This is a genomic window from Streptomyces sp. NPDC087428, assembly GCF_044744085.1.
GTDB lineage: Bacteria > Actinomycetota > Actinomycetes > Streptomycetales > Streptomycetaceae > Streptomyces.
Genome location: NZ_JBIUXR010000026.1, coordinates 1 through 22,811, shown reverse-complemented (window position 1 = coordinate 22,811; position 22,811 = coordinate 1). Strand labels below are relative to the sequence as shown.

Sequence of the window (22,811 nt, the reverse complement as noted above, 5' to 3'; positions counted from 1 at the left end):
GGCAATTTCAGCCCGTCGCCGGATCTTCCGTCCCTCCTTCCGTGTGGTTCGCCGCCGGTGCTCCGAGCAGCGCGGCCAGTTCCGCGATGGTGTCCGGACCGACCCGGCAGCAGCCGCCGACCAGCCGCGCACCGGCCGCCCGCCAGGCCCGGACCCGCCGGGGATCGAACGCGGCGTCCCCGGCCCATCGCCGTCGCCCGGCATCCCAGCGTTCACCGCTGTTCGGATAGACGACGACCGGCTTGCCGGTCACCTCCGCCGCCGTCCGGACGGCCCGGTCCGCGTCGGCCGGATCGCAGCAGTTCACCCCGACCGCCACCACCTGGTCCTGCCCCGTCGCGAGGCCGAACGCCTCCTCCAGGGGCTGTCCCGCCCGGGTCTCCCCGTCCGCCACGGTGCAGGAGAGCCAGACCGGCAGCCCGCACTCCCCCGCGACCCGCAGCAGCGCCTCCGCCTCATCGCTGTCCGGCACCGTCTCCAGTGCCAGCACGTCGGGGCGGGCGGCGGCCAGCGCCTCGATCCGGGGCCGGTGGAAGCGTTCCAGCTCCCGGACCGAGAGCCCGTACCGGCCCCGGTACTCCGCGCCGTCCGCCGTCACCGCCCCGTACGGGCCGACCGAGGCGGCGACCCACACGTCCCGCGCCACCGAACCGGCCGCCCGCCGGGCCAGCTCCACACTCCGGGCGAACAGCGCGGCCGCCCCCGCCCTCCCGATGCCACGCCGCCCGAACCCTTCGAAACTCGCCTGATAACTGGCGGTGATGAGCACCTGCGCCCCCGCCCGCACATACGCCGTGTGCGCCGCCTCGATCTGCTCGGGCCCGTCGACGAGCAGCCGGGCGGACCACAGCGCGTCGGACAGATCGCAGCCCTGCGCCTCCAGTTGGCAGGCGAGTCCGCCGTCGAGCAGGACCGTCCTCGCCGCAAGGGCAGCCGCGAGGGACCGGGACGGCGTCCCGGCGAAGGGCCGGCCGGAGTCGCGGAAGTCTCGGGCGGACTCGCGGCCGGAATCGCCGACGGACTCGCCGACGGACTCGCCGACGGACTCGCGGGCGGAATCGCGGGCGGAATCGCGGGCGGAATCGCGGGCGGGCTGCACAGGTGCTCCTCTCCTCTCAGGTCAGGTCAGGTCAGGTCAGGTCAGGTCAGAGGGGCCTGGACCTCTCAGGTCAGCTGGGACTGGACCTGAGACGAGATCAGCTCCAGGTGTGCCAGGTCGTCGAGATCCAGCACCTGGAGGTAGATCCTCGAAGCCCCGATGGCTTCGAACCGGCCGATCTTGTCGACCACTTCGGCGGGCGAGCCCGCCAGGCCGTTCGCCTTGAGCTCCGCCACGTCCCGCCCGATGACGGCGGCACGGCGCGCCACCTCGGCGTCGTCCTTTCCGACACAGACGACCAGGGCGTTGGAGTACACCAGGTCGTCCGGTCCCCGGCCCGCCGCCTCAGCCGCTTCCCTGACCCGGCCGAACTGCTGCTCACTGTCCTCCAGCGAGGCGAACGGGATGTTGAACTCGTCCGCGTACTTGGCGGCCAGCCGCGGTGTGCGCTTCGCGCCGTGCCCGCCGATCAGTACCGGCACCTTTGCCTGCGCCGGCTTGGGCAGCGCGGGCGAGTCCGTGAGCTGGTAGTACGTGCCGTCATAGCTGAACGTCTTGCCGACCTCGGTCGACCACAGCCCGGTGATGATCGCGAGCTGCTCCTCCAGGCGGCCGAACTTCTCCTGGGGGAACGGGATGCCGTATGCCTTGTGCTCGTCCTCGAACCAGCCTGCGCCCAGGCCCAGTTCGACACGGCCGCCGGACATCTGGTCGACCTGTGCCACCTGGATGGCGAGCACACCGGGGAGCCGGAAGGTCCCCGCTGTCATCAGCGTGCCGAGACGGATCCGCTTCGTCTCCCGCGCCAGCCCGGCCAGCGTGATCCAGGCGTCAGTCGGGCCGGGAAGACCGTTTCCCCCTCCCATGTGCAGATAGTGGTCGGAACGGTAGAAGGCATCGAAGCCGAGGTCCTCGGTCGCCTTGGCGACGGTGAGCAGAGTGTCGTAGCTCGCCCCTTGCTGGGGCTCGGTGAAGATTCGAAGATCCATGCGTCCATCCTGCACCCCCGGGCACCGCGCGTCCTTCTCCTGCCGCCTTTCACCGCCGCAGTGTCCCGGGGCATCCCGGGCATCCGGGGCGCCGGGCTCTCAGGGCCGCCCGGCGCCCGGTCCCGCCGGTCCGTGGAGCACGCCGTGGGGTCCGTCCCGCTCCCTGCCGCGCTCCAGATCCTGCTGGCGCTCCCGGTCCCGTTCGTCGAGCAGCCGGAGCATTCCGTGGACCCGGTCCGTCGACTCGTCGGCGGCGTCGATCGCCTCCATGCACTGCCAGTACAGGCTCTGTTCATCGGTCTCGCACGCCACCCCGACCAGGGCTATCCCCACTTCCCCGAGCAGCGCGCCCAGCCCCGTCAGCGCGGCGCGCGGATCGGCGACTTCGGAGAGCTGTGTCGCCCTGGCCACCCCGGCCCGCGCCGCCGGGTGGTCAAGTGCCCCGTTGCTTCTGCCGCCGATCTCGCTGAGACCTCCCGCCTCGCCCCGTAACTCCTTGGGGCCGCTCGCCGCCAGCCGGCTGCCGACCGCCTGGGCCAGGGCCTGGGCCTGCCAGGCCTCCGCGATGATGTCCGGCGTGCCCCTGCTCTGGGACAGCGCCCGCCTAATGACCCTTACCAGCCGCTCCGCTTCCATGTGTTGCCCCCGTTCGATACGAAAACCCGCTCACCTCTTCCATTACCCACAGTGAGGGCGGTGGTACCGAAAGGCCAGGGGAATTCGGAAATCTGTGGACACCCTGTCGAATGTGAATAAGTTGATCACTCCAAAGAGTGACGATCGGGGGTATCACTACCCTTTGTGACAGGGAAGCGCACCTCATTCCGCTCGATCTTGGCCGCGAGGGCCGCCGTCGCGTCGATGCCCAGCACCTCGCAGAACTGCAGCAGATACGCGAGGACATCGGCGACCTCGTCCGACACCCGGTGCGCGGTCGCGGGATCATCCATCACGCGCGCCGACTGCTCCGGCGTCAGCCACTGGAAGATCTCCATGAGTTCGGATGCCTCGACGCTCAGCGCCGACGCCAGATTCTTGGGGGTGTGGTACTGCTCCCAGTCGCGTGCGGCCGCGAATGCGGCGAGCCGTCGTTGCAGAGCGGGTACGTCGAGTTCTGTCACATCCCCAGGTCTACCACCGCCGCTCCGGCCGTCCTGCGGGCCCGTGCCGCTCCCGCCTCCGTCACCGTGCCGAGCAGCCGGACGTGGCCGGCGGCCGCTGCCGAGGCCGCCGCGGTCAGCAGTTCCCGCGTCTGCTGTCCGTCCAGGTCACGGTCGAGCCCGTCGGCCAGCACGGTCAGGGTTTGCAGAGCCTGCGGCACCTCTGAATCGCCTTCCGCCGGGTCCGTCCCCGGCCCCATGATCAGGGCCACGGCCAGTGCCAGATACCGGAGTTCGCCGTCCCCGAGCCTTTCCAGCGGGGTGCCGGGTCCGTCGCCCCGGGCCACGACCGCGCGGACCAGCCCGTCCGCCGGCCGCTCGACGTCGATCCCGGTCACCGCTCGCGCGCATCCGGCGTTCGCCAGCGCGACCAGCCGGGCATGGCGGCGCCCGTGCCCGTATCGGTAAACCTGTCGCTGGCCCTGCCCCAGTCCCAGTCCCTGGCCCTGGCCCTGTCCCAGTCTCTGGTCCTGCCCCTGTCCCTGCCCGTTGCGCGCGGCATGCAGTACCGCCGCGAGGTTCCCGCAGTCGCGGCGCAGCCGGCCCTCGTCCGTCGGCACCGGTGTCCGCATCCGATGGGGCCGCGGTTCGCAGGCGAAGGCCGGGCGCAGGGCCACCACCATCTGTTCGGCGGCGGCCAGCACTTGCAGTTGGCCCGGTGTCCGGCCCGCGACCCGCAGCGGCAGCAGCGCCGTGCCCAGCCGGTCGTCCGGCAGTTGTTCCCGCCTCACCGGGAGCTCGTCCGCGGTGTGCCAGGCAGCCTGGAGCGTCGGCCGCCCCGGATCACGGAGCGCGGTGCTCAGCAGAGTCTGCCCGGCCCTGGTCAGCCGCTCGCCGACGATCCGGAGGGTGGGCTCGGCCTGGACGGCGAGTTCGAGCCGGACCGGCCCGGCCGGGCCGTCCGCCGTGCACCCGATCCGGAACCCGCGCCGCCCCTGCCGGTCGGGTGCGGCCCCTTCGGGCACGCACCCCGCCGGATCGGGGAACACCTCGGCGAGCGACGCCCCGGCTGCCAGCCGGGACAGCGCCTCGTACGCGCGCAGCACACTCGACGCCCCGCAGCCCGAGGGACCGGCGAGGAGGGTGAGCGGGGCCAGCGGCACGACCGTGCCCCGGTGCGCGGCGAAGGCGGAGAGCCGCAGTTCGGTCACGACAGGCCCGGCCCGACGCCCGTTCCTTGGGGTGACAGCGAGGCCGGTCGCGGAATCGGAGTCGCCCCAAGGCCCAGGGACGGGGCCGGGGCAAGGGCAAGGGCAAGGGCAGGGGCCGGAATCGGAGCCGGAATCGGTCCGGTCCGGCAGCCCGGATCGGTCCGGCAGCCCGGATCGGACGGGATCGGGCGCAAGGGCGCCTGGGCGGGGTGCGGTCATGCCCCGGACCGTACGCAGGCGCCTTCCCGGCGAACCGTTCCGCCGGATCGGCCGTCCTTCGATCGAAGTAAGCCGTCGCCCGCCCGCATACCGCGCCACCGATCTGGGTAGCCCGGAGGCGCGACCGCCCCGCAATGCCCTCGCGGCAGCCCTTCTAGGCCCCTGGCAAGCCCGCCGCCGTCACGCCCTCGACCTCCATGCCGATGGGTGACAGCAGGAAGACGTTCCGGTCCACCCGGTGCATTCCGCTGCCCAGCCCGAAGACGACCCCGCTGGTGAAGTCCAGGATCCGCTTGGCCACATCGGTCTCGGCGCTGGTCAGATCGAGCAGCACCGGAATCTGCGCGACCAGGTACTCGGCGACCTCGCGTGCGTCCGCGAAGATCTGGACCCGCAGCACCACCATGCGCCGCTGTTCCGCGCTCTCCCGCTCCTCCGGAACCGTCCGGTGGTCCACTCGGGAGGGCCACTCGTTGCGGCTGCGCAGGGGTACGACCTGGGCCAGTCCCTCCCACTGCTCATCGGTGACGTCATACCTGTCGTACCTGCTCACCGGACCACCCCGTCTGTGCATCGGTTGGCGTTGCGCCGGCTGCGCTCACTGTTCATCGGGCAATTCTCTCGCCCCTCACCCGTTCGGCCTACCAGCGACACGGCTCAGGACCCGATCGACACCGTGGAAGTGCTGCCGGGCGCGGTCGCGGAGCGCTCGTCGGGGACGGCGGTCGCCCTGATGTCGAGGGGGGTGAAACGTACCGGAAGATGTGCCAGGGCCCGGTGGAACGGGCCGGGTCGCCACAGCAGTTCGCTCACCGGAACAGCCAGTTCCGCGTCACACAGCTGGCTGGTGAGCTGCTCGATCGCGGTCATCGCGATGAGCAGCGCGGGCTGCTTCGCGGGGCAGCGGTGCGGTCCCGCCGACCAGGCGAGGTGGGCGCTGGCCCCGGAACGGGCCCCCGCGTCCGGGGCGGCCGGTGCGGACTGGGTGTTGGCGGCCCCGAAGGAGACCAGCACCAGTTGTCCGGCGCGCAGCCGGACGCCGTGGAACTCGGTGTCGTGGCGCGGGTAGTGCGCGGCCAGGTTGGCCAGCGGCGGGTCCTGCCAAAGGACCTCGTTGATCGCCTCGTGCGCGGTCATCGCTCCCCCGTGCAGCGAGCCCGCGTACCGCTCGTCGGTGAGCATGTGCAGGGTGGCGTTGCCGATCAGGTTGGTGGTGGGGTCGTGCCCGGCGCTCATCACCAGGGTGATCTGGCGCACCGTCTCGTCGTTGTCGAGACGGGCCGGGTGGGCGAGGAAGTAGGAGGTGAGGTCGCGGCGCGGGCGGGCGCGCCGGTCGGCGACGAGTCGGGTGACGACGTCGACGAGGTCGGCGTACGCGGCGGCGGCGCCCTGCGCCGAGTTCATCATGCCGCCGATGCCGTCGACGATCCGTTCGGCGTCGTCGGGGGCCACGCCGAACCAGGTGATGAAGACGTGCAGCGGGAGCCGTCGGGCGTACTGGGCGATGAGATCGCCGGTGCCGGTTGCGGCGAACTCGCCGATGAGCTGCTGGGCGACCCTGGCCACCTCCGCCCGCAGGATGTGCGGTTCGATCAGCGCCAGGGTGTCGTTGATGGCGTCGCGGTAGCGGGCGTGCTCGTCGCCGTCGCTGAACAGCGCGGTGGGGCGGTGCCCGAGCACGGGCAGCACCGGCGAGTCCGGCGGGACCGTCGCCTGCCAGGCGCGGGGGTCCTTGCTGAAGGTGTGGGTGTCGCGCAGCAGATCGACGGCCGCCTGGTAGTCGGTGACGAGCATCGCCTCGACGCCGGGGGCGATCCGGACCGGTACCACGGGCCCGTGTTCGCGCAGCCTGCGGTAGTGGCCGTGCGGGTCGGCCGCGAAGTCGGGGCCGTACAGCGCGAGGGGCTGCGGCGGCTGTACGAACAGGGTCATGACGGGTCCTCGGGTTGCGGCAGTCGGGTCAGCACGTGTTCGGCCAGCGCGATCAGGGCGTCGATGCTGCCGCGGCGTTCCCGGGCATCGCACTGGATCAGCGGGGTCCCGGGGGCGAGGTCGAGGTGTTTGCGCAGGACCTCGTCGCTGTGGGCGGGCGCGTCGGGGAAGCGGTTGACCGCGACGGCGTACGGCAGCCCCTGCTCCTCCACCATGTCCATGACCGCGAAGGAGTCGCCGAGCCGTCGGGTGTCCACCAGGACAAGCGCGCCCAGCGCCCCGCGCGCGATGTCCTCCCACAGCGGCAGGAACCGCTGCTGGCCGGGCGTGCCGAACATGTACAGCACCAGGTCGTCCAGGACGGTGAGACGTCCGAAGTCGATGGCGACCGTGGTCGTCGTCTTGTCGGGGAGCCCGGCGGTGTCGTCGAGCAGGGTGCTGGACTGGGTCATCGCCTCCTCGGTGTGGAGTGTGGGTATTTCCGAGAGCGTACGGATCAGGGTCGTCTTGCCCACGCCGAAGGGACCCGTGACGACGAGCTTCATCAGGGTCCGGGCGGCAGTCGGCAGATAGCCGACGCCGGTCCGGTCAGTGGAGGGAGCGGAGTCCAACGAGCAGCCTCTCGACGAGTGACCGGTCGATCTCCCCGGCACTGGGTATCGGCGGTCGGGTGAGCAGAAGTCCGGCGGCCGCGAGATCCGTGGCCAGGAACACGGTGGCGCTGACCGGCAGGTCCAGGTGGGCCGCGCACTCGACGACGGTGAGTGCGCCCGGTTCCAGCAGTTCGCACAGCCTGCGCTGTTCCGAGCCGGAGTCGGGGGGCGGGGCCGTGTCGGTGCGTACGAGCACGGCGAGCCGGTCGAGCGCGGGGCCGGCGGGCCGGGACCGGCCGCCGGTGACCAGATAGGCGGGGATCAGACGGCGTCCCGGTCCGGAGCTCATGGTCGGGCGGCGGTGTCCGGTTGGCGGGCGGGCGCGTGCATCGCCCGGGTCAGCGCGGTGACCTGCACCTGCATCTGGTAGGCGATGTCGCCGAGTTTGGCGCCGGGTTCGGCGAACAGGGCGAGTGTGGTGTTGTTCCCGGCCGGTACGACGACGGCGAAGCCCAGATCGGACTCGACGACCGTCTGGGCCAGTTTCGGGCCCTCGACGTCGGTGAACGCCGTGGTGAAGGCGCGGGCCGCGGCGTGCAGGGTCGCCGTCATCGCGGCGACCCGTTCGCCGGACGCCCGGTCGAGGCCGGGTGAGGCGCCCTCGATGAGGCCGTCACCGGTGGCGACCACGGCATGCTGGACTCCGGGCAGTTCCAGCAGCGGGCTCAGCACCCATGCGAGGTCACCGGTGGTGGGGCTGGGGGCGCTCACGTCTCGTCGTCTCCTTGGTCGTCCTGGTCGCCCAGGTGGTCGTGGCCGTCCGAATCCGGTGCGGGGGCCCGCCCGGCGACGCTCCTGCCGTTGAGAGTGCCCTGCTGGAGCGCCGCCCAGGAAGACTCGGCCTGCTCCGGTGTACGGGGCATCTGTCCGGCGGACGAGGCGGCGGCGGGTGCGGTGGACGCGACCGCCGCCGGTTTGGGTGCGCGCCGGCGCCTGCTGGGCAGGCCGGCCGGCTCCGCGGCGGCGGGCTGCGGCGGGTCCTGCGCGGGCGGCGCGGGGGCCTCCGGCTCCGCCGGGGCGGGGTGCGCCGATACGGGCGTCGGTGCCAGGGCGGAGAGGGTCCGGTCCTCCTTCAGCACCGTCAGCAGATGGGCGGGGACACGCAGGATCGTCCGCATGCCGCCGAACGGCGAGGCCTCGATGTGGCAGTGGAAGCCGTACTGCACCACGAGCCGGCCGACGACCGCGAAGCCGGTCTGCGGTGGGTCGCCCAGCTCGGTGAGGAGCACCTCCGAGGGGCCTGCCAGGAGGGCGCGGGCCCGGTCGAGCGCGTCCTCGTCCATGCCGATGCCCGCGTCGTCGACGACCAGGAACGCGCCCCGTCCGCCGCTCTGCTGGAGCGTCACCGTCACATCGGTGTCGGGGTGCGAGTACGCGGTGGCGTTCGCCAGCAGTTCGGCGAGGGCGATCGCGAGGGGTTCGGCGGCCCTGGCGGCGAGCGCGAGCCGTTCCTCGCGCAGATGGTTGGCCACCTTGATCCGCTCGTAGCCGGCGACGCGGGACTGGGCTCCGAGGACGATCTCGACGAGCGGTGAGTTCTGCCGGGCGAGACCGGGCCAGGCGTCGCACAGCACGGCGGTGGACTGGGTGCGGCGCAGAGCCAGTTCGTTGCGGAAGTCCAGTTGGAGGATGCGCGGGTCGTCGTACTCGTGCTGGAGCTCGTGCAGCAGTTGCTGGGACTGGTTGAGCAGCGACTGGATCTTGGCCGAGGTGCCGCGCATCGCCGCGCGGGCGGCCGCGTCGACGCGCTGCCGCTCCTCGATGACGGCGGTGCGTGCGGCCTGTACGGCTTCGGTGAGCAGCCGGGCGGCGTCGCCGTCCACCTCGGCCGCCTCGCGCAGTCCCGGGACCTGGGCGCTGGGGTGGGAGAGGGCGGTCGCGGCGGCCGGTATCCGCTTGTGGGCCAGTTGCCGGATCTCGTCGACGAGTGCGGCGGTGCGGGCCTCCGCGGCCTTCATCTGCCGTTCGGTCAGCTCGGCGTGGGCCACGGCGAGCTGTTCCGAACGGGCGGACCCGTACGAGCGCATCGCCGCCGCCACGGCGGCCATGACGGCGATCACCGCCACGATCCATCCCATGCCGTTACCGCATTTCTGTCGTCGGGTCGGTCCTCCGGCCGGGGCGGCGGCGGAGGATCAGGCGGACGGCCCGGCCGGTGCGGCGGGCCGGGCGGTCACTCCGCCGCGCCCGCGGTCTCACGGGCCTGCTCCACTTCCTGTGCCAGTACGGCCACCTCGGTCATCACCTGGAGTACACCCGGCAGTGCGGAACCGTCGAGCTGCCGGTACTCGCTGCCGATCGTCACCACCAGCCGTTCGGGGAGTCCCAGTTCGGGGTGGCGGCCCTCACCGATCACCCGGCGGGCAGCCTCCAGGGCGGGCACCCCGGCGGAGTGGAAGGCGTGTGCACGCTCCCGTACGTACTCCAGGTAGACGATGTGGTCGCGTACCCCGGCCCGGTCCAGAACCGGCCCGTGGCCCGGCACGACGGTCTCGGCTCCGGTGGCCAGCACCTGTTCGCAGGCGGCGATCACATTGCTCAGCGGTCCCGCCCAGTGGATCGGGTGGTCCCCCGGCTGCCGGAGGGTCGAGGAGAAGATGATGTCGCCGCTGAACACGGCGCTCTGGGCGGGCAGGTGGACCATCAGGTCACCCGTGGTGTGCGCGGACGGCAGCGCGGAGATCTGGACGGGGTACTCCCCCAGGGTCAGTTCGAGCTCCCCGGTGAAGTAGGTGGTCGGCTGGACCGGTTCGGTCTGCGACCAGTCGAACGGGCCGAAGTGGCGGCCGAGGTAGGCGCCGAGCGGTCCGGCCGGATCGCTGCCGTTGACGAGCGCGTGCTGCTGTTTCGGGGTGGGCTCGTAGTGAATGTGGTCCCGGGCCTCGCGGGTCGCGATGATCTCCGCGTCCGGCAGCACGCCCGCGCCCCAGAAGTGGTCGCCGTTGGCGTGCGTGACGATCACCCGGTCGATGGAGACACCGTCGGGCAGCAGCCTCGTGCTCTCGGCCAGGAACTGCCCCGCCAGCACCGGGTCGTACGGGGTGTCGATCCAGAGCGCGCCGCGGGGCGAGACGAGGAGGCCGCAGTTGGCCAGCCCCCAGCCCCGTTTCGGCGGGAGCCACGCGTGCAGGTTCCGGCCCAGGTCAACGACGTCTCCACCCGTGATCGACATGGACGCGATTATGCCGACCACTTTCCGGTCGTGCGTTCGAACTCGGCCACAAAGGGGTCTTGTTGGCTTGAAATCGCCTCCCTGTGGCGTCCGGGGCGGCGGACCGGTGACCGTACGAGAGCGCCGGAGCCGCTTGCCTTACGGAACTATCCGGACAGTCCGGTGAATTCCGCCCGATCGCCCGCCACCCGGTCACCCTCGCGGAACGGGCTGACGTCAAACCGGGAGAGGCCGATTACCCACCGAGCATGGCTGAAAACAGACGCCACAAGGCCCCCGCCGTGACCGTTGGAAACGGCCTGCCGGGGGCCTTGTGGCGTGCGGTGCCCCAGGGGCTGTCCGGCGGGACAGCCCCGTACAGGCCCTAGAAGGTCGCGGGCACGTTCCACTGCTGGTTGGCGCCGCCTCCGCAGTCCCACACGTTGAGCGCGGTCCCGTTCGTGGTGTCGCCGCCCGGGACATCGAGACAGCGGCCGGAGGCCTTGTTGACGAGCGCGTGCGTGGAGCTGTTGTACGTCCACTGCCTGGCCTGATCGGTGACCGCGCCGCCCGCACCCGTACCGGCGCAGTCACGCACCCGCACGGCGGCGCCGTTGCCGGTGCCCTCCGCGGTGAGGCAGTAGTCGGACGGCAGGCGCAGTGTGCCGTCGGCCGCCTTCACCCAGGCCTGGTTGGCGCCGCCCGAGCAGGTGTAGAGGTCGGCGACGACACCGTCCGACACTCCCCCGAAGGCGTCCACGCACTTTCCGCCCTGTCCCGTCACCGCGCCGCGCACCGAGTTGCCCACGGCGAGGTTCTGCACCGTGGAGTCGGCGGTGACATCGGTCCGGGTCATGGACGCGCAGGCGTTGTCGCTGCTGGAGGTGGCCGAGACCGTGCCGGTGACCGTGCCGCCGTTGCCGGTGGGCACCCCGAAGCGGGCGTCGCTGAAGGGCTGGTCGTAGCAGTTCGAGCGGGGGCTGTTCCACTCGAAGTACTCGGTCCAGTCGACCATTCCCGACGGGGAGATGGCGGTGGCCGGGGTCTTGATGCTGCCGAGCTTGTACGAGGCGCCCGTGCCGGTGTCCGCGACGGTGGCGCCGAACCAGCCGTCGCCCTCGGCCGCCACCTTGAAGGTGTAGCGGTGGCCGGCCGTCCAGTCGAGGTTCATCCGGCAGCTCATGCCCTCGCCCTCGCCGCCGAAGTTCTGGCACCAGCTCCCGGCCGAGCCGGCCCTGGCCTCGGAGACGTCCCAGACGGAGAAGAGGAGCAATCGGCTCGACCCTCCGTTGGACTGCATCCCGAAGTACGCGCCGCTGCCCTGGTCGAAGCCGAACTGGTGGCTCCAGAAGATGTTCGCCCGGTATCCGGGATCGTGAAGGACGGTGGTGGACCAGGTGACGTCCGTCAGCTTCGGCGCGCCGGAGAAGGAGTAGTTGGTGTAGGTGCCGGGAGTGGTTCCGAGGTCCGCGGCCTGGGTGGGGGCCGCCGTGCCGAGCAGGGCCAGAGCGGCTGCTGCGACGGTGGCGGTGACGGTGCCCGACAAGTGGCGCAGGGTCATGCGTTGCACCTGCTTCTGGTGGGGGGAACGGGGATCATTGCCGTACATGCGCGGGGTCGGCGCATCTCTTGCGGTGAAACCCGCCGGACAGGGCCGGGGCCCCGTCCGGCCTTTCCCGGTCAGCTCCTCAGGTGCGGACCTGACCGCGTTCGAAGTACGCCACCAGCTCGGGGTCGAGGGCGGGGACGTCGTACGGGACACCGCCCTCACGCAGGGAGCGGGTGGCGAGCACACCGGCGGCGACGCTCATCCGGGCGGCGACCGGCGAGGTGTCGGTGACGCCCCCGTCGCGCACGAAGCGGCAGAACTCCTCCATGATCCGGGTGTCCCCGCCGCCGTGCGTGCCGCCGGCCTCCGGGACCCGGTAGGTGATGTCGGCGTCGGCGCGGTATCCGCTGGGGCCGGTGTTCCAGACCTTGACCTCGTCACCGGGGCTGTCGCCGAAGTTCTCCAGTCGGCCCTCGGTGCCGATGACGGTGTAGTTGCGCCAGTAGTCCGGGGTGAAGTGGCACTGCTGGTAGGCGGCCACGACCCCGTTGTCGAGCTGCATGTTCATCACCGAGACGTCCTCGACGTCCACGATGTGGTGCAGGTCCTTGCGGGCTGTCGGCGGCCAGTCGAATTCACGCAGCCAGTTGCCGGGGCGCGGGGTGTCCGGCTCGCGCCGCGGCAGGTCACCGTAGACGAGCAGGTCGCCCAGCGCGTTGACGCGCCGGGTGTAGCCGCCGGCCAGCCAGTGCAGCACATCGATGTCGTGCGCGGCCTTCTGGAGGAGCAGCCCCGTGGTCCGGGTCCGGTCCGCGTGCCAGTCCTTGAAGTAGTAGTCGCCGCCGTAGCCGACGAAGTGCCGCACCCACACGGCCTTGGGCTCGCCGATGTCGCCGCGGGCGATGATGTCGCGCATCAGCCGTACGACACCCATGTGCCGCATGTTGTGGCCGACATAGAGCCGGGTCCCGGTCTCGTACGCGGCGCGCAGGACGTTGTCGCAGCTCTCGACGGTGATCCCGAGCGGCTTCTCGACGAAGACGGCCTTGCCGGCCCGCAGCGCGTCGATGGCGATGGCCTCATGGGTGTCGTCCGGCGTCGCGATGATCACCGCGTCGAGGTCGTCCCGGCCCAGGAGCAGCTTGTAGTCCTCGACCGCGACGTCCGTGTCGAACAGCTCGGCCTCGCGGCGGCGCACCTCGGGGTCGAGGTCGCAGACAGCGGTGATCGCCGAACCCTGTCCGGGGTGGTGGGCGGACATCGCGATGGAACGGCGCAGGCCGAGTCCGATGACGCCGAGTCGCAGGTCTGACACGGGGGTCCCTTCTCTGTCTGTACGGGTGACGCAGGTGGTGCAGGTCGTGCGGGCGTGCTGCCGGCCGCCGCATCCGGTTCCTCCCGGAAGAGATGCGCCCCCTACTCCTTCGCAGCCACAGACGCAGGCGCAGGCACAGGCACAGGCACAGGCACATAGTTCACGACAGCGCACCGGGATGGCAAGAGTTGTTCATTTCGCAGATCTAACGAACATTTAGTGGCAGGGCGAACGGCTGCCAGCGGCGTTACCGGGTACGCGAGGGTGCGAATTGCCCGCGGAAGCATCCCAGAACGGGCGTGCGGTGACCACCGACACCGTCGTAAACCCGTCAGATCCGGCCATTGGATGCTCGGGGGTGATTGATCATGCATGTATCTGTGCACATTCCGGCACGTCAGAGCACATCAGAGCACGTCAGAGCACGGCCCAGACGGCCCAGACCGCTCAGACCGCTCAGACCGCTCAGACCGCGATGACCGTGACGCCGGCCTCGGTGAAGCGGGCCGTCACCTCGGGCGTGATGCCCTTGTCGGTGACCAGGAAGTCGACCAGCCCCAGGTCGAAGACCCGGGCGAAGGCACGCTTGCCGATCTTCGAGGAGTCGGCCGCCACCACCACCCGCTGGGCCTGCTGGGCGAGCAGCCGGTTGATGCTGGCCTCGCCCTCGTGGTGGACGTACGCACCGCGTTCGGTGTCGATGGCGTTGACGCCCAGCACGGCGACATCCAGCGTGATCTCGCCCAGTACACCGCTGGCCAGCGGGCCCGTCAGCTCGTACGACTGCGGCCTGGCCACCCCGCCGGTCACCACGATCTTGATCTGCGGCCGGATCACCAGCTCGTTGGCGATGTTGAGGGCGTTGGTGACCACCGTCAGGGTCGGCTGGCCGGCCACCCCCGCGGCGCCGTCCCCCACGAGGTCGGAGCGTACGGCGAGCGAGCGGGCCACCTCGGTGATGGTGGTGCCGCCGGTCAGCCCCACCACCTCGCCGACCGCGACCAGTTCGGCGACGGCTCGGCCGATGGCCTGCTTCTCCGGGGCGTTGCGCCCCGTCTTGTAGCGCAGCGCCAGCTCGTAGCTGACACCGTGCGCGACCGCGCCGCCCCGCGTGCGGGTGAGCAACTGCTGCTCGGCGAGCTGGTCCAGATCGCGGCGGATGGTCGCGGCCGAGACATCCAGCGTCCTGGCGGCGTCCTCGACGTCCACCCGGCCATGCTTACCGACGAGCTCCAGCAGTGCGTTCCACCGGGAATCCCTGGACACGTGAACTCTCCTTACAGTCCGGGCTGCGGACACCCATCCCCTTGGGCGCGGTCACCGGGCTCGCGCAAGCGTCGCACAAGGCTCCGGCGAGTCAAGTCACCTGCAAGGAGAATGCTTGATAATGCTTGCACATCCCGTATATCGTGCGTTAACGAGCATCCCATCACCAGTACGGAGTGCAAAAGTGTCATTTGTCGAGATCGAGACAGCCAGTCAGCCGGACTGCTGGCGCCGTGCCGCGGAGCTGGCGCAGAGTCAGGCGGACGCACTGCCCGCGACCGGCGAGCGCATCGCCGTCGTCGGCTGCGGCACCTCGTTCTACATGGCTCAGGCATACGCCGCGCTCCGCGAGGAGTCCGGACAGGGCGAGTCCGATGCCTTCGCCGCCTCGGAGTTCCCGTTCGGCCGCCGCTACGACCGGGTCGTCGCCCTCACCCGCTCCGGCACCACGACCGAGGTGCTCGCACTCCTCGACCGGCTGCGCGGGGTGACCCCGACGGTGGCCGTCACCGCCGATCCGCAGACCCCGGTGATGACCTCCGCGGACGCGGTCGTGGTCCTCGACTTCGCCGACGAGCAGTCCGTCGTGCAGACCCGGTTCGCCACCACGCTGCTGACACTGCTCCGCGCCCACCTCGGTCTGCACACCGACGCCGTCGTCCGCGACGCGGAGACCGCGCTGTCCGAGCCGCTGCCCGAAGGGCTTCTGGACTGCACCCAGTTCACCTTCCTCGGCCGCGGCTGGACGGCCGGTCTCGCCAACGAGGCCGCGTTGAAGATGAAGGAGGCCTCGCTGTCCTGGACGGAGGCGTACGCCGCGATGGAGTACCGCCACGGCCCCATCAGCATCGCCACCACGGGCACCGCGACCTGGATGTTCGGCACCGCCCCCGAGGGCCTGCGGGAGCAGGTCCTGGCGACCGGCGCCCGCTGGGTCGAGAGCGGGCTCGACCCGCTGGCCGAGCTGGTCCGTGTCCAGCGCCTGGCCATCGCCCGCGCCGCCGCCCGCGGCCTGGACCCGGACAGCCCGCGCCACCTGACCCGTTCCGTGGTGCTGGCCGACGCCTGAGCCCGAGCCGGACACCGTCGCGAGCGGCGCGCACACCTGACCGGGTGCCGGCGCGGATGCCTGGACGGGCTTCCGCACCGGCGCCCGGGTACGGCAGCGGCGTCGGGGGCACGTGCTCGACGCCCTTCACGGCGCGGACACGGCAAGGTGGGCCAGGGCCCTTCGTCCGGACCCCGCGAGCGCGGCATGATCCAAACGAGGGACCCAGCGGTCAGGACTCCTCGAAGTAGGCGTCCAGGACCGCGTCGAAGCCTTCCGTCCACTCCTTGAGGCTGCTCCTGGCCGCCGCCTCGACCTCCGCGTTGAACCAACGCATGGTCGACATGTGGACCGTGATCGTGAACCGGCGGCCGAACCGGGCCGGCTTCAGTTCCACCGCGCCGATCTCGTCCCAGCGGAAGTCGGCCTCCTGGTCGTCGAGCGTGAACCGGATGCCCTCGCGGTCCGCGGTGATCGAACCGCGGCGGTCGCTCACCGCGAACGCGGGACCGTCCCCGTCCTTGCTCCCCTTCTCGTCCTCCTCCTCGTCGTCCGCCGCCTCGGCGACGGCCTCGCCGTCGGGCTCCGCGCCCTCGGACACGGCCTCCGCTGCGGCATCGTCGGGCACGGCATCGTTGGGCCCGGCACCGTCGGACGCGATGTCCTCGGGTGCCGGCTCCTCGGTCCGCTCCGGCTCCTCGTCCGCCTTTCCGGTGGCTCGGGGGGCCGTGAGACCAGGGATGTACGCCGGGTCTGTCCCTGCGGCGTACGCGGGCTGAGTCTTCGGATCTATGCGCTGCTCCACGGCGGGCAGTATGGCCGACGAACCTGTACGGGGCCAGTGAGCCCGTGTTCACCCGGCCCCGCTCGTGCCCGCGGACCCGGACGCGGTGGATCGGAACGGGGCTGTGGGCGGTGGTGCAGCGGATCCGTCGGCCCGGTCCGCCCCGCCACCGCCCACGGCCCGTCAGCCGTGGGGCGTCAGGCGTCAACCGCCGGTGCAGGCCTCGCCCCCCAGAGCGAAGGCGGTCGGTCTGCCGTTGCCGCCCGACAGGCTGCCGGTGAAGCCGAAGCCCGCCGACGCACCGGCCGCCACCTTTCCGTTCCAGGAGACGTTGGCGGCCGTCGCCCTCGCCCCGTCCTGCCCGGAGACCGCGTTCCACATCTGGGTGATCCGCTGGCCGTCCGGGAAGGTCCAGCCGAGCTGCCAGCCGTCCAGGGCCGTGCTCCCGGTGTTGGTGAGGGTCACGTCGGCCTGGAAGCCGCCGGCCCACTGGTTGGTGACCTTGTACGTCACCGAGCAGGCCGCGCCCTCCGGCGGATTCCCCGGATCCGTACCGGGGTCGGTACCGGGGTCCGTGCCGCCGCCGTCGCCGTCCGAGGAGTCCCCGTACATGATTCCGCGCCCGTTGGTCGAGACGTACACCCGCCCGTAGACCCTCGGGTCGCCGGTGATGGCCGCGCCGGTCCAACCCCACTGGTGGGCGTCGTCGTTGATCCGGGTCCAGCTGGTGCCGGCGTCCGTGGAACGGAAGACGCCGCGCACCCCGCCGATCTTCGCGGTGATGAACAGCGTCTGGTACGAGGCGCCCGCGGCCGCCTTGCCGAAGCCGACGGAGTCCGCCTGATCGACCCCGGACAGCTTGCTGAACGTCGCCCCCGAGTCGGTGGAGTGCCACAGCCCGTACGTCCCTGCCGTGCTGCCGCCCGCGAGCCACACATCGCCCTCGGTGCCCGGTACCGCCTTGAAGCGGACGTTGCCCTCCGCGGCAGGCCGCTCGACGTCTTCGCGGTGAACGTGGCGCCGCCGTCCGTCGAGACGTAGAAGGTGCCGGCCGCGTACCCGTAGAACTTCTTCGGGTTCTTCCGGTCGGACTCGACCGTCGCCCCCGCCGGTATCCCGGTGGACGCCGACCACGAACTCCCGTACCCGGTGGTGTGCTGCACGCCCGCGCCCTCCGGGCTCCACACGAAGCCGCTCGCGTCGGCCGCCGCGGCCACCGTGCCACCGCCGGTCACCCCGGAGGGCTCCGAGCCCTGGAACCAGTTGGCCCCGTTGTCCGTGGAGAAGCCGATGTGCGGGGCGGCGTCCGCGTTCCCGACCCGTACGACGGTGCCGGGGCTCGTCTCCGCGAAGTCCAGACTGGTGGTCGAGGTGAGGTTCGGCGAGGTGAACATCATGTCCGGCACCGTGTCGAGATCGGTGTGCCGGAAGCCTCCGACGTCACCGAGCGCGCTGAGCAGCGGGGCTCCCGAGGGCGGGCTCGCCAGGTCGTTGACGGCCGTCTCCTCCAGTCCCCTCACCATCGGGGTGATCCTGAACCGACTTCCGGAGTCCCAGTTCCTGAGGTTCTCGGTGCCGTAGATCGTCGCGCCGGTTCCATACATCATCCGGTTGGAGTCGAACGGGTCGATCTCCAGCGCCTCCGTCATCCAGCCCAGCTTGGGCGTGGTCTCCGGCGGCGCCGGACTGGCTCCCCAGGTGAGCCAGGGCACGGAGGAGACGTCCTGGGTGAAGCGGTTGGTGCGGTCCGGGTAGCTGCTGTAGTCCCAGGCCTGTGTCCAGGTCGCCCCGCTGTCCGTGGAGCGGAAGATCTGGGTGTCCGGCCACCAGGAGCTGTACGCGGTCGCCATCAGAGTGCCTGGCTGCTGCCGGTCCACGGACAGCCCGCTGAATCCGTAGTACGTGTCGGCCTCGGCGACCGGACTGACGTCCTTCCACTCACCGGTCGCCGTGGCGTACCGCCAGATCCGGCCCTTGCCCCCGTCGTAGGGGCCGCCGGTGTCGCTGAGCGTCAGATACAGATAGCCGCCGGAGGAGTCGAGCACTCCTTTGTGGGCCAGGTATCCGGTCGGCTGTCCGGCGATGCGCGACCAGGTGGCCCCGCCGTCGGTGGAGCGGTAGACGGTGTTGTCCTTGTCGGCCACCCCGACGTAGATGTCCTGGGTCGCGCTGCCCGCGCTGCCGGTGCGCTCGTCGAAGGTCACCCAGACGATGCCCTGGTTGTCGTTGCCGTATCCGCTGGTGTCGGACGGGTCCTGGGAGTAGTTGCCGGGGTTCGGGAAGGCCGTCACCTCCGACCAGGTCACGCCCGAATCGGTGGACAGCCACAGGCCGTTGCCGCTGGGAGCCCCCAGGTACAGCACGGAGTTCCTGTTCGGATCGACGGCGAGGCGTTCCCCCATGCCGCGCCCCGGCATGTTGCCGCCGAGCTTGAACGGGAGCGTGCTCGCCTTCCAGCTGGCGCCCCGGTCCGAGGAGCGCAGGACCGCGCCGTCGGTCGGGTCCCAGCTGTTGGTGTACGTCCCCACGGCCGCGTACACGTTGTCCGGGTCGGCCGAGTCCGAGGCCAGGCTCGCCACCCCGGACCAGCCCCAGCGTTCCCAGTCCACCCAGTCGAGCAGCGGCGTCCACCGCTTGCCGGACTGGTCCCAGCGGTAGGCGCCGCCGATGTCGGTGCGCGCGTAGGCGAGGTTCTTCTCCGACCGGTTGAAGACGATGCCGGGCACGAAGCCGCCACCGTCGATGCGCACGTTCTTCCAGTCATATGTGTCCGCGGCCAGGGACACATCGGATGCTTCGGCGGTGCGGGCGACATCGGCCGGGCGTGCCGATGCCGGAGCGCCGGCGGCGAACAACCCGGCGGTGAGCGTGAGTGCCGCCAACAGGGCGGCCAGGGGTCTGGCGCTTGAGCGCACGGAAACGTCCTCTCCGAACGAGACCGCCGACAGCGGCGGTACAGGGCGGGTACGGATGTGGGAGCGCTCCCATTGGCGTCCTGATGGTAGCGGCGCGAACCCGTCGGGAGAAGGGTGGTGCGCGGACCCATCGGACGACTTGGCAGCGCGGCGGCCCTTGGCGTGATCGAGGCGTGCTGACGTCCGGTCTCACGGACCCTGAGGGAGCTGGTGGACGCGGCGCAGCTCCAGCGGAGCCGGCGGCGGCAGGGGTGCCGCCCGGCCGGCCCTGAAGGACTGGAGCAGATAGCCGGTCAGCCGCCGGGACGCGACCGCGGAGACCTCCGGGGACTCTCCGGCGACACCGCTGTTCGCCAGCAGCAGGAGCGTGATGTCGGTGGGGTCGAAGTCGGCGCGGAGCTGCCCCGAGTCCTGGGCGCGGCGGACCAGTTGGGCGATGCCCTCCTCGGCGCAGGCGCGTTGGCCGCCGAAGTCGACGGCGTCGGGGAACCGGGAGAGGAACGCGGCCGTGAAGCCCCGGTCGGTGGCCTGCATCGCGCACACCTTCTCGATGAGGGAGCAGAAACCGCGCCAGGGATCGGGATCCCGCAGCGCCTCGTCGAGGACCGCGACGCACAGGGCGAGCTGCTCGGAGAACGCCTCCGTGACGAGTGCGTCCCGGGTGGGGAAGCGCCGGTAGAGGGTGGCGACCCCGACGCCGGCCCGGCGGGCGATCGTGGTGACGGGCACGTCGATGCCGTGGGCGGCGTAGGCCTCCCGGGCGGCTTCGAGGATGCGGTCACGGTTGTGCCGGGCGTCGGCCCGCAGCCCGGCCGACGATGTGGACGGCATCGGTTCGGCGGCCGGTGCGGGGCGCTTCCGAGAGGATTGAGCAGGCATGCCTCTCACTTTACGGTAAGTGGAAGGTGTCATCCACTTAGGCTGTTAGCTTGAGGAGGAGGAAGCGGAGAAGCTGTTCCGCTCACGGCTCCCGAGACAGAGCAGGACGAGAACGTGGACGAGATGCGCGCGGCCCTCTACGACCGGTACGGCCCCCCGGAGGTCCTGTACGTGGGCCGGGTACCCGTGCCGGACACCAAGCCCGACGAGGTACTGGTCCGCGTCCACGCGGTCGGGGTCAACGGCGGTGAGCTGCACGGCCGGGCCGGGAAGGTACGGCTGGTGACGGGGCGCCGCTTCCCCCAGCGCACCGGGGTCGACTTCGCGGGCGAGATCGCCGCCCTGGGCCCGTCGGTGGCCGGGGTGCGGGTGGGCGAGCGGGTGTGGGGCGTTCTGCCGCGACGGCTGGGCAGTGCGGCGGAGTACGTCGCCGTTCCCCGGCGGAACATCTCACCCGCCCCGGAGAACCTGACGCCCGAACAGGCCGTCTCCCTGCTGGCCGGCGGGACGACGAGCCTGACCGCCCTGACCGTCAAGTCGGGCCTCAGGCCCGGTGAACGGCTTCTGGTGCGCGGCGGGAGCGGCGGGGTCGGCAGCGTCGCGGTACAGGTCGGCAAGGTGCTCGGCGCCCATGTCACCGCGCTCGCGGGTGCGAGGAACCTCGACTTCGTCCGTGGCCTGGGCGCCGACGAGGCCTTCGACTACCGGACGACCGGCCCCGCCGGACTGGGCGCGTTCGATGTCGTCCTGGACACGGTCGGCACCGAGCACCGCGCGTACCGGCGGCTGCTGGCCCCGGGCGGGCGCATGGTGGCCGTGGCCTTCGACGTGGACCACCTGCTCCCGTCCCTCTCCTACCTCCTCGCGTCGGCCGTCCACGGCTCCCGGCGGGTGCGCATCTTCAGCGGCAACCCGCACACCGAGCTGCTCGCCCGGCTGGCCCGGTACGCGGAGGACGGCGAGATCCGCCCTGTCGTGGACACGGTCCACCCCCTCGCGGACGTCGCGGCCGCGCACCGGGCACTTGAGGACGGCGGCGTGCGGGGCAAGCACGTCATCCGGATCGCGCCGACGGGCCGGACGCTGCCGCCGCCGGCCGGCTGAGGCCCCGGCCCGGCGGGCCGGAGGGGGCGGCTCCGCTCCGGACACTGTTGGCCCCAGCAGTGTCCGCTCCGCGGCCGGCCCTCGGCGCGGCCCGGTTCGCGTCAGTACCAGTTGGCCGTGAGGGGCGGGTCGCACAGTTCGAGGACCACCTCGCCCGCCTCGGAGGTCACGCCGTCGACGGGACGGACCCGGTCCCCGACGCTCACGAGATGGGGCGCCGCGCCCACGATCCGGCACCGGTACACGAAGCCTTCGGGGAAGCGGACCAGGGACTCGTTCCGCATGACCCGCGAATAGCGGTTCACCACACTGGACCGCACGACGACGCCGTGACCGTCGCTGCGTTCCGGTTCGAGGTCGCTCGACGCGCAGACGGGGCAGAGGAGTTTACGGAAGGAGGCGGTGCCGCACCATCGGCACACCTGGTAGACCAGTCCCGCCTCGGTGTGCGGCTCCGCCGCGTCGCCGGCCGTCCGCCCCACATCGGTTCCGGTACTGAACACGTCTCGGCCTCCCGCGCTCGACTCGGTGCGCCGCACCTCCGGCGACGGCACACCGGCACCGTATGGCACTTAGTGCCAGCACGTAAAGGTACTGAGTGCCGAAAAGTTCGGGAAGCACCCTGAAAGGGTCCTCGAAGCGCCCTCGAACTGCTCACGAACCGACCCCTGAAGCGCCTTGGAAGCGCCCCCGGCCGATGGCTCAGTCCTTGCCGAGAGCCGATTCGATGCGCTGCACCACGCGCCACATGGGGGCGCCCTTCGCCGCGACCATCACGATCACCTCGTCCTCGCGGGCGCTCACGGCGGGCAGCCCGGCAGCCCGGCCCCACACCGTGCGGACGAGTTCGAGCGCCCGGTCCACCTCGGCCCCGGCATCCCCCTCACCGCCCGAACGCAGCCAGGACCGGAGGCCGTTGTTGTGCGCCGCGACCACCGAGGCGGCGATCACCTCCGCGCGGAGCGCGGCGTCCCGGGTGTCGGCGCCGCGCCGCTCCAGGTAGCCGGCGAGGGTCCGCTCGTAGCGGCGCACGACGGAGAGCTCATAGGTGCGCAGACCGGGCACCTCCCGGGTGAGCCGGTAACGCTGCACGGAGAACTCCGGGTTGACGGCGTACATCCGGAGCACGAGGCGAGCCGCGTCGCACACCGTGTCCACCGGATCGCCGTCACCGGCGGCTTCCAGGAACGCGGTCATGTCCGCGAGGCAACGCTCGTGATCGGGGAAGACCGCGTCCTCCTTCGACGGGAAGTAGCGGAAGAACGAACGCCGCCCCACCCCCGCCCTGGCGACGATGTCGTCCACCGTGGTCCGCTCGAACCCGCGCTCCATGAAGAGCCCGAAGGCCGCCTCGGCAAGCACGTCACGCATGGGCGGCTTCTTGGCTGGTCCGCGGTCCTCAGTCATGGCGGAAACGTAGCACCAGAAGCGGATATCCGGCACTTGGTACCTTTACTCAGGGTACTGAGTGCCATAGGGTCGGCACACGAACCGCATCAGTGAGGAGAGCCGGCGTGAGCTTGAGGATCGTTGTCTGTGTGAAGTACGTGCCCGACGCGACCGGTGACCGGCATTTCGCCGATGACCTGACGTTGGA

21 protein-coding genes and 2 pseudogenes are annotated in these 22,811 nt (G+C 71.3%); 3 read left to right on the top strand and 20 right to left on the bottom strand.

All coding sequences use genetic code 11. The annotated features are described in order from the left end of the window. Positions 1–7: 7 nt before the first annotated feature. From mmuM to ACIO3R_RS37160, 15 genes are all read right to left on the bottom strand, one after another. The gene (gene mmuM / locus ACIO3R_RS37230; RefSeq protein ID WP_402111506.1) at positions 8–910 is read right to left on the bottom strand and encodes a homocysteine S-methyltransferase; all 903 of its coding nucleotides are present in this window, start codon (positions 908–910) and stop codon (positions 8–10) included. A gap of 254 nt (positions 911–1,164) precedes the next feature. Then, entirely contained in the window at positions 1,165–2,088 is a 924-nt protein-coding gene (locus ACIO3R_RS37225; protein ID WP_385025964.1) for an LLM class F420-dependent oxidoreductase, read from the bottom strand. A gap of 99 nt (positions 2,089–2,187) precedes the next feature. Then, positions 2,188–2,724: a DUF6099 family protein gene (locus ACIO3R_RS37220; protein WP_385025961.1), complete on the bottom strand. Its 537-nt coding sequence runs from the start codon at positions 2,722–2,724 to the stop codon at positions 2,188–2,190. 125 nt (positions 2,725–2,849) lie between these two features. Continuing rightward, positions 2,850–3,209 carry a nucleotide pyrophosphohydrolase gene (locus ACIO3R_RS37215; protein ID WP_385025958.1) on the bottom strand — a complete coding sequence of 120 codons (360 nt, stop codon included), beginning with the start codon at positions 3,207–3,209 and terminating at the stop codon, positions 2,850–2,852. Then, on the bottom strand, positions 3,206–4,618 hold the full coding sequence (locus ACIO3R_RS37210) for an ATP-binding protein (RefSeq protein ID WP_402111441.1): 1,413 nt from the start codon (positions 4,616–4,618) through the stop codon (positions 3,206–3,208). The genes ACIO3R_RS37215 and ACIO3R_RS37210 overlap by 4 nt, the downstream gene beginning before the upstream one ends. A 154-nt stretch (positions 4,619–4,772) precedes the next feature. Further along, complete coding sequence (locus ACIO3R_RS37205) at positions 4,773–5,192, bottom strand: cell division protein SepF (protein ID WP_385025952.1); 420 nt, start codon at positions 5,190–5,192, stop codon at positions 4,773–4,775. An 83-nt stretch (positions 5,193–5,275) separates the two neighbouring features. Further along, on the bottom strand, positions 5,276–6,550 hold the full coding sequence (locus tag ACIO3R_RS37200; protein WP_402111439.1) for a cytochrome P450: 1,275 nt from the start codon (positions 6,548–6,550) through the stop codon (positions 5,276–5,278). Further along, positions 6,547–7,161 carry an ATP/GTP-binding protein gene (locus ACIO3R_RS37195; protein WP_385025946.1) on the bottom strand — a complete coding sequence of 205 codons (615 nt, stop codon included), beginning with the start codon at positions 7,159–7,161 and terminating at the stop codon, positions 6,547–6,549. The genes ACIO3R_RS37200 and ACIO3R_RS37195 overlap by 4 nt, the downstream gene beginning before the upstream one ends. Further along, complete coding sequence (locus ACIO3R_RS37190; protein ID WP_385025943.1) at positions 7,139–7,492, bottom strand: DUF742 domain-containing protein; 354 nt, start codon at positions 7,490–7,492, stop codon at positions 7,139–7,141. Before ACIO3R_RS37190 ends, ACIO3R_RS37195 begins: the two co-directional genes overlap by 23 nt. Then, positions 7,489–7,914, bottom strand: coding sequence for a roadblock/LC7 domain-containing protein (locus ACIO3R_RS37185; RefSeq protein WP_363028602.1), 426 nt, complete (start codon positions 7,912–7,914; stop codon positions 7,489–7,491). The genes ACIO3R_RS37190 and ACIO3R_RS37185 overlap by 4 nt, the downstream gene beginning before the upstream one ends. Further along, on the bottom strand, positions 7,911–9,281 hold the full coding sequence (locus ACIO3R_RS37180) for an ATP-binding protein (RefSeq protein WP_385025940.1): 1,371 nt from the start codon (positions 9,279–9,281) through the stop codon (positions 7,911–7,913). The genes ACIO3R_RS37185 and ACIO3R_RS37180 overlap by 4 nt, the downstream gene beginning before the upstream one ends. A 95-nt stretch (positions 9,282–9,376) precedes the next feature. Further along, a complete protein-coding gene (locus ACIO3R_RS37175) occupies positions 9,377–10,375 on the bottom strand; it encodes an MBL fold metallo-hydrolase (RefSeq protein ID WP_402111436.1) in 999 nt (332 codons plus the stop codon). Between the two features lie 364 nt (positions 10,376–10,739). After that, positions 10,740–11,915, bottom strand: a complete 1,176-nt coding sequence (locus ACIO3R_RS37170; protein WP_402111434.1) for a ricin-type beta-trefoil lectin domain protein — start codon at positions 11,913–11,915, stop codon at positions 10,740–10,742. A 127-nt stretch (positions 11,916–12,042) separates the two neighbouring features. Next, entirely contained in the window at positions 12,043–13,218 is a 1,176-nt protein-coding gene (locus ACIO3R_RS37165) for a Gfo/Idh/MocA family protein (protein WP_385354131.1), read from the bottom strand. 465 nt (positions 13,219–13,683) lie between these two features. Beyond that, on the bottom strand, positions 13,684–14,484 hold the full coding sequence (locus ACIO3R_RS37160; protein WP_385025929.1) for a DeoR/GlpR family DNA-binding transcription regulator: 801 nt from the start codon (positions 14,482–14,484) through the stop codon (positions 13,684–13,686). Between the two features lie 184 nt (positions 14,485–14,668). Here ACIO3R_RS37160 and ACIO3R_RS37155 point away from each other — a divergent pair, with 184 nt between their 5' ends. Next, positions 14,669–15,553, top strand: a complete 885-nt coding sequence (locus tag ACIO3R_RS37155) for an SIS domain-containing protein (RefSeq protein WP_385025926.1) — start codon at positions 14,669–14,671, stop codon at positions 15,551–15,553. A 211-nt stretch (positions 15,554–15,764) separates the two neighbouring features. Here the strand turns inward: ACIO3R_RS37155 and ACIO3R_RS37150 are convergent, their stop codons facing one another. The 3 genes and pseudogenes from ACIO3R_RS37150 to ACIO3R_RS37140 all read right to left on the bottom strand — a co-directional run bounded on the left by ACIO3R_RS37150 (position 15,765) and on the right by ACIO3R_RS37140 (position 20,110). Then, positions 15,765–16,337, bottom strand: a complete 573-nt coding sequence (locus ACIO3R_RS37150; protein ID WP_402111432.1) for a hypothetical protein — start codon at positions 16,335–16,337, stop codon at positions 15,765–15,767. Between the two features lie 183 nt (positions 16,338–16,520). Continuing rightward, positions 16,521–19,231 (bottom strand): annotated as a pseudogene (locus ACIO3R_RS37145) (cellulose binding domain-containing protein). A 189-nt stretch (positions 19,232–19,420) separates the two neighbouring features. Beyond that, a complete protein-coding gene (locus tag ACIO3R_RS37140; protein WP_385025917.1) occupies positions 19,421–20,110 on the bottom strand; it encodes a TetR/AcrR family transcriptional regulator in 690 nt (229 codons plus the stop codon). 123 nt (positions 20,111–20,233) lie between these two features. Between ACIO3R_RS37140 and ACIO3R_RS37135 the strand changes: the two genes are divergently transcribed. Then, positions 20,234–21,214 carry an NAD(P)-dependent alcohol dehydrogenase gene (locus ACIO3R_RS37135; protein WP_402111504.1) on the top strand — a complete coding sequence of 327 codons (981 nt, stop codon included), beginning with the start codon at positions 20,234–20,236 and terminating at the stop codon, positions 21,212–21,214. A gap of 101 nt (positions 21,215–21,315) precedes the next feature. On the opposite strand, the gene ACIO3R_RS37130 is transcribed toward ACIO3R_RS37135, so the two are convergent. Beyond that, positions 21,316–21,717, bottom strand: a complete 402-nt coding sequence (locus ACIO3R_RS37130; protein ID WP_385025914.1) for a Zn-ribbon domain-containing OB-fold protein — start codon at positions 21,715–21,717, stop codon at positions 21,316–21,318. 199 nt (positions 21,718–21,916) lie between these two features. Further along, complete coding sequence (locus tag ACIO3R_RS37125; RefSeq protein WP_402111430.1) at positions 21,917–22,621, bottom strand: TetR family transcriptional regulator; 705 nt, start codon at positions 22,619–22,621, stop codon at positions 21,917–21,919. 107 nt (positions 22,622–22,728) lie between these two features. Here ACIO3R_RS37125 and ACIO3R_RS37120 point away from each other — a divergent pair. Then, positions 22,729–22,811, top strand: a pseudogene (locus ACIO3R_RS37120) (electron transfer flavoprotein subunit beta); the annotation flags it as partial.

What these genes read in the sequence shown, in the direction of transcription:
- ACIO3R_RS37170 (WP_402111434.1), bottom strand. Translation starts at nt 11,915, where the DNA reads ATGACCCTGCGCCACTTGTCGGGCACCGTCACCGCCACCGTCGCAGCA.
- ACIO3R_RS37180 (WP_385025940.1), bottom strand. Translation starts at nt 9,281, where the DNA reads ATGGGATGGATCGTGGCGGTGATCGCCGTCATGGCCGCCGTGGCGGCG.
- ACIO3R_RS37200 (WP_402111439.1), bottom strand. Translation starts at nt 6,550, where the DNA reads ATGACCCTGTTCGTACAGCCGCCGCAGCCCCTCGCGCTGTACGGCCCC.
- ACIO3R_RS37210 (WP_402111441.1), bottom strand. Translation starts at nt 4,618, where the DNA reads ATGACCGCACCCCGCCCAGGCGCCCTTGCGCCCGATCCCGTCCGATCC.
- ACIO3R_RS37205 (WP_385025952.1), bottom strand. Translation starts at nt 5,192, where the DNA reads ATGCACAGACGGGGTGGTCCGGTGAGCAGGTACGACAGGTATGACGTC.
- ACIO3R_RS37175 (WP_402111436.1), bottom strand. Translation starts at nt 10,375, where the DNA reads ATGTCGATCACGGGTGGAGACGTCGTTGACCTGGGCCGGAACCTGCAC.
- ACIO3R_RS37220 (WP_385025961.1), bottom strand. Translation starts at nt 2,724, where the DNA reads ATGGAAGCGGAGCGGCTGGTAAGGGTCATTAGGCGGGCGCTGTCCCAG.
- ACIO3R_RS37135 (WP_402111504.1), top strand. Translation starts at nt 20,234, where the DNA reads ATGCGCGCGGCCCTCTACGACCGGTACGGCCCCCCGGAGGTCCTGTAC.
- ACIO3R_RS37125 (WP_402111430.1), bottom strand. Translation starts at nt 22,621, where the DNA reads ATGACTGAGGACCGCGGACCAGCCAAGAAGCCGCCCATGCGTGACGTG.
- ACIO3R_RS37140 (WP_385025917.1), bottom strand. Translation starts at nt 20,110, where the DNA reads ATGCCTGCTCAATCCTCTCGGAAGCGCCCCGCACCGGCCGCCGAACCG.
- ACIO3R_RS37190 (WP_385025943.1), bottom strand. Translation starts at nt 7,492, where the DNA reads ATGAGCTCCGGACCGGGACGCCGTCTGATCCCCGCCTATCTGGTCACC.
- ACIO3R_RS37225 (WP_385025964.1), bottom strand. Translation starts at nt 2,088, where the DNA reads ATGGATCTTCGAATCTTCACCGAGCCCCAGCAAGGGGCGAGCTACGAC.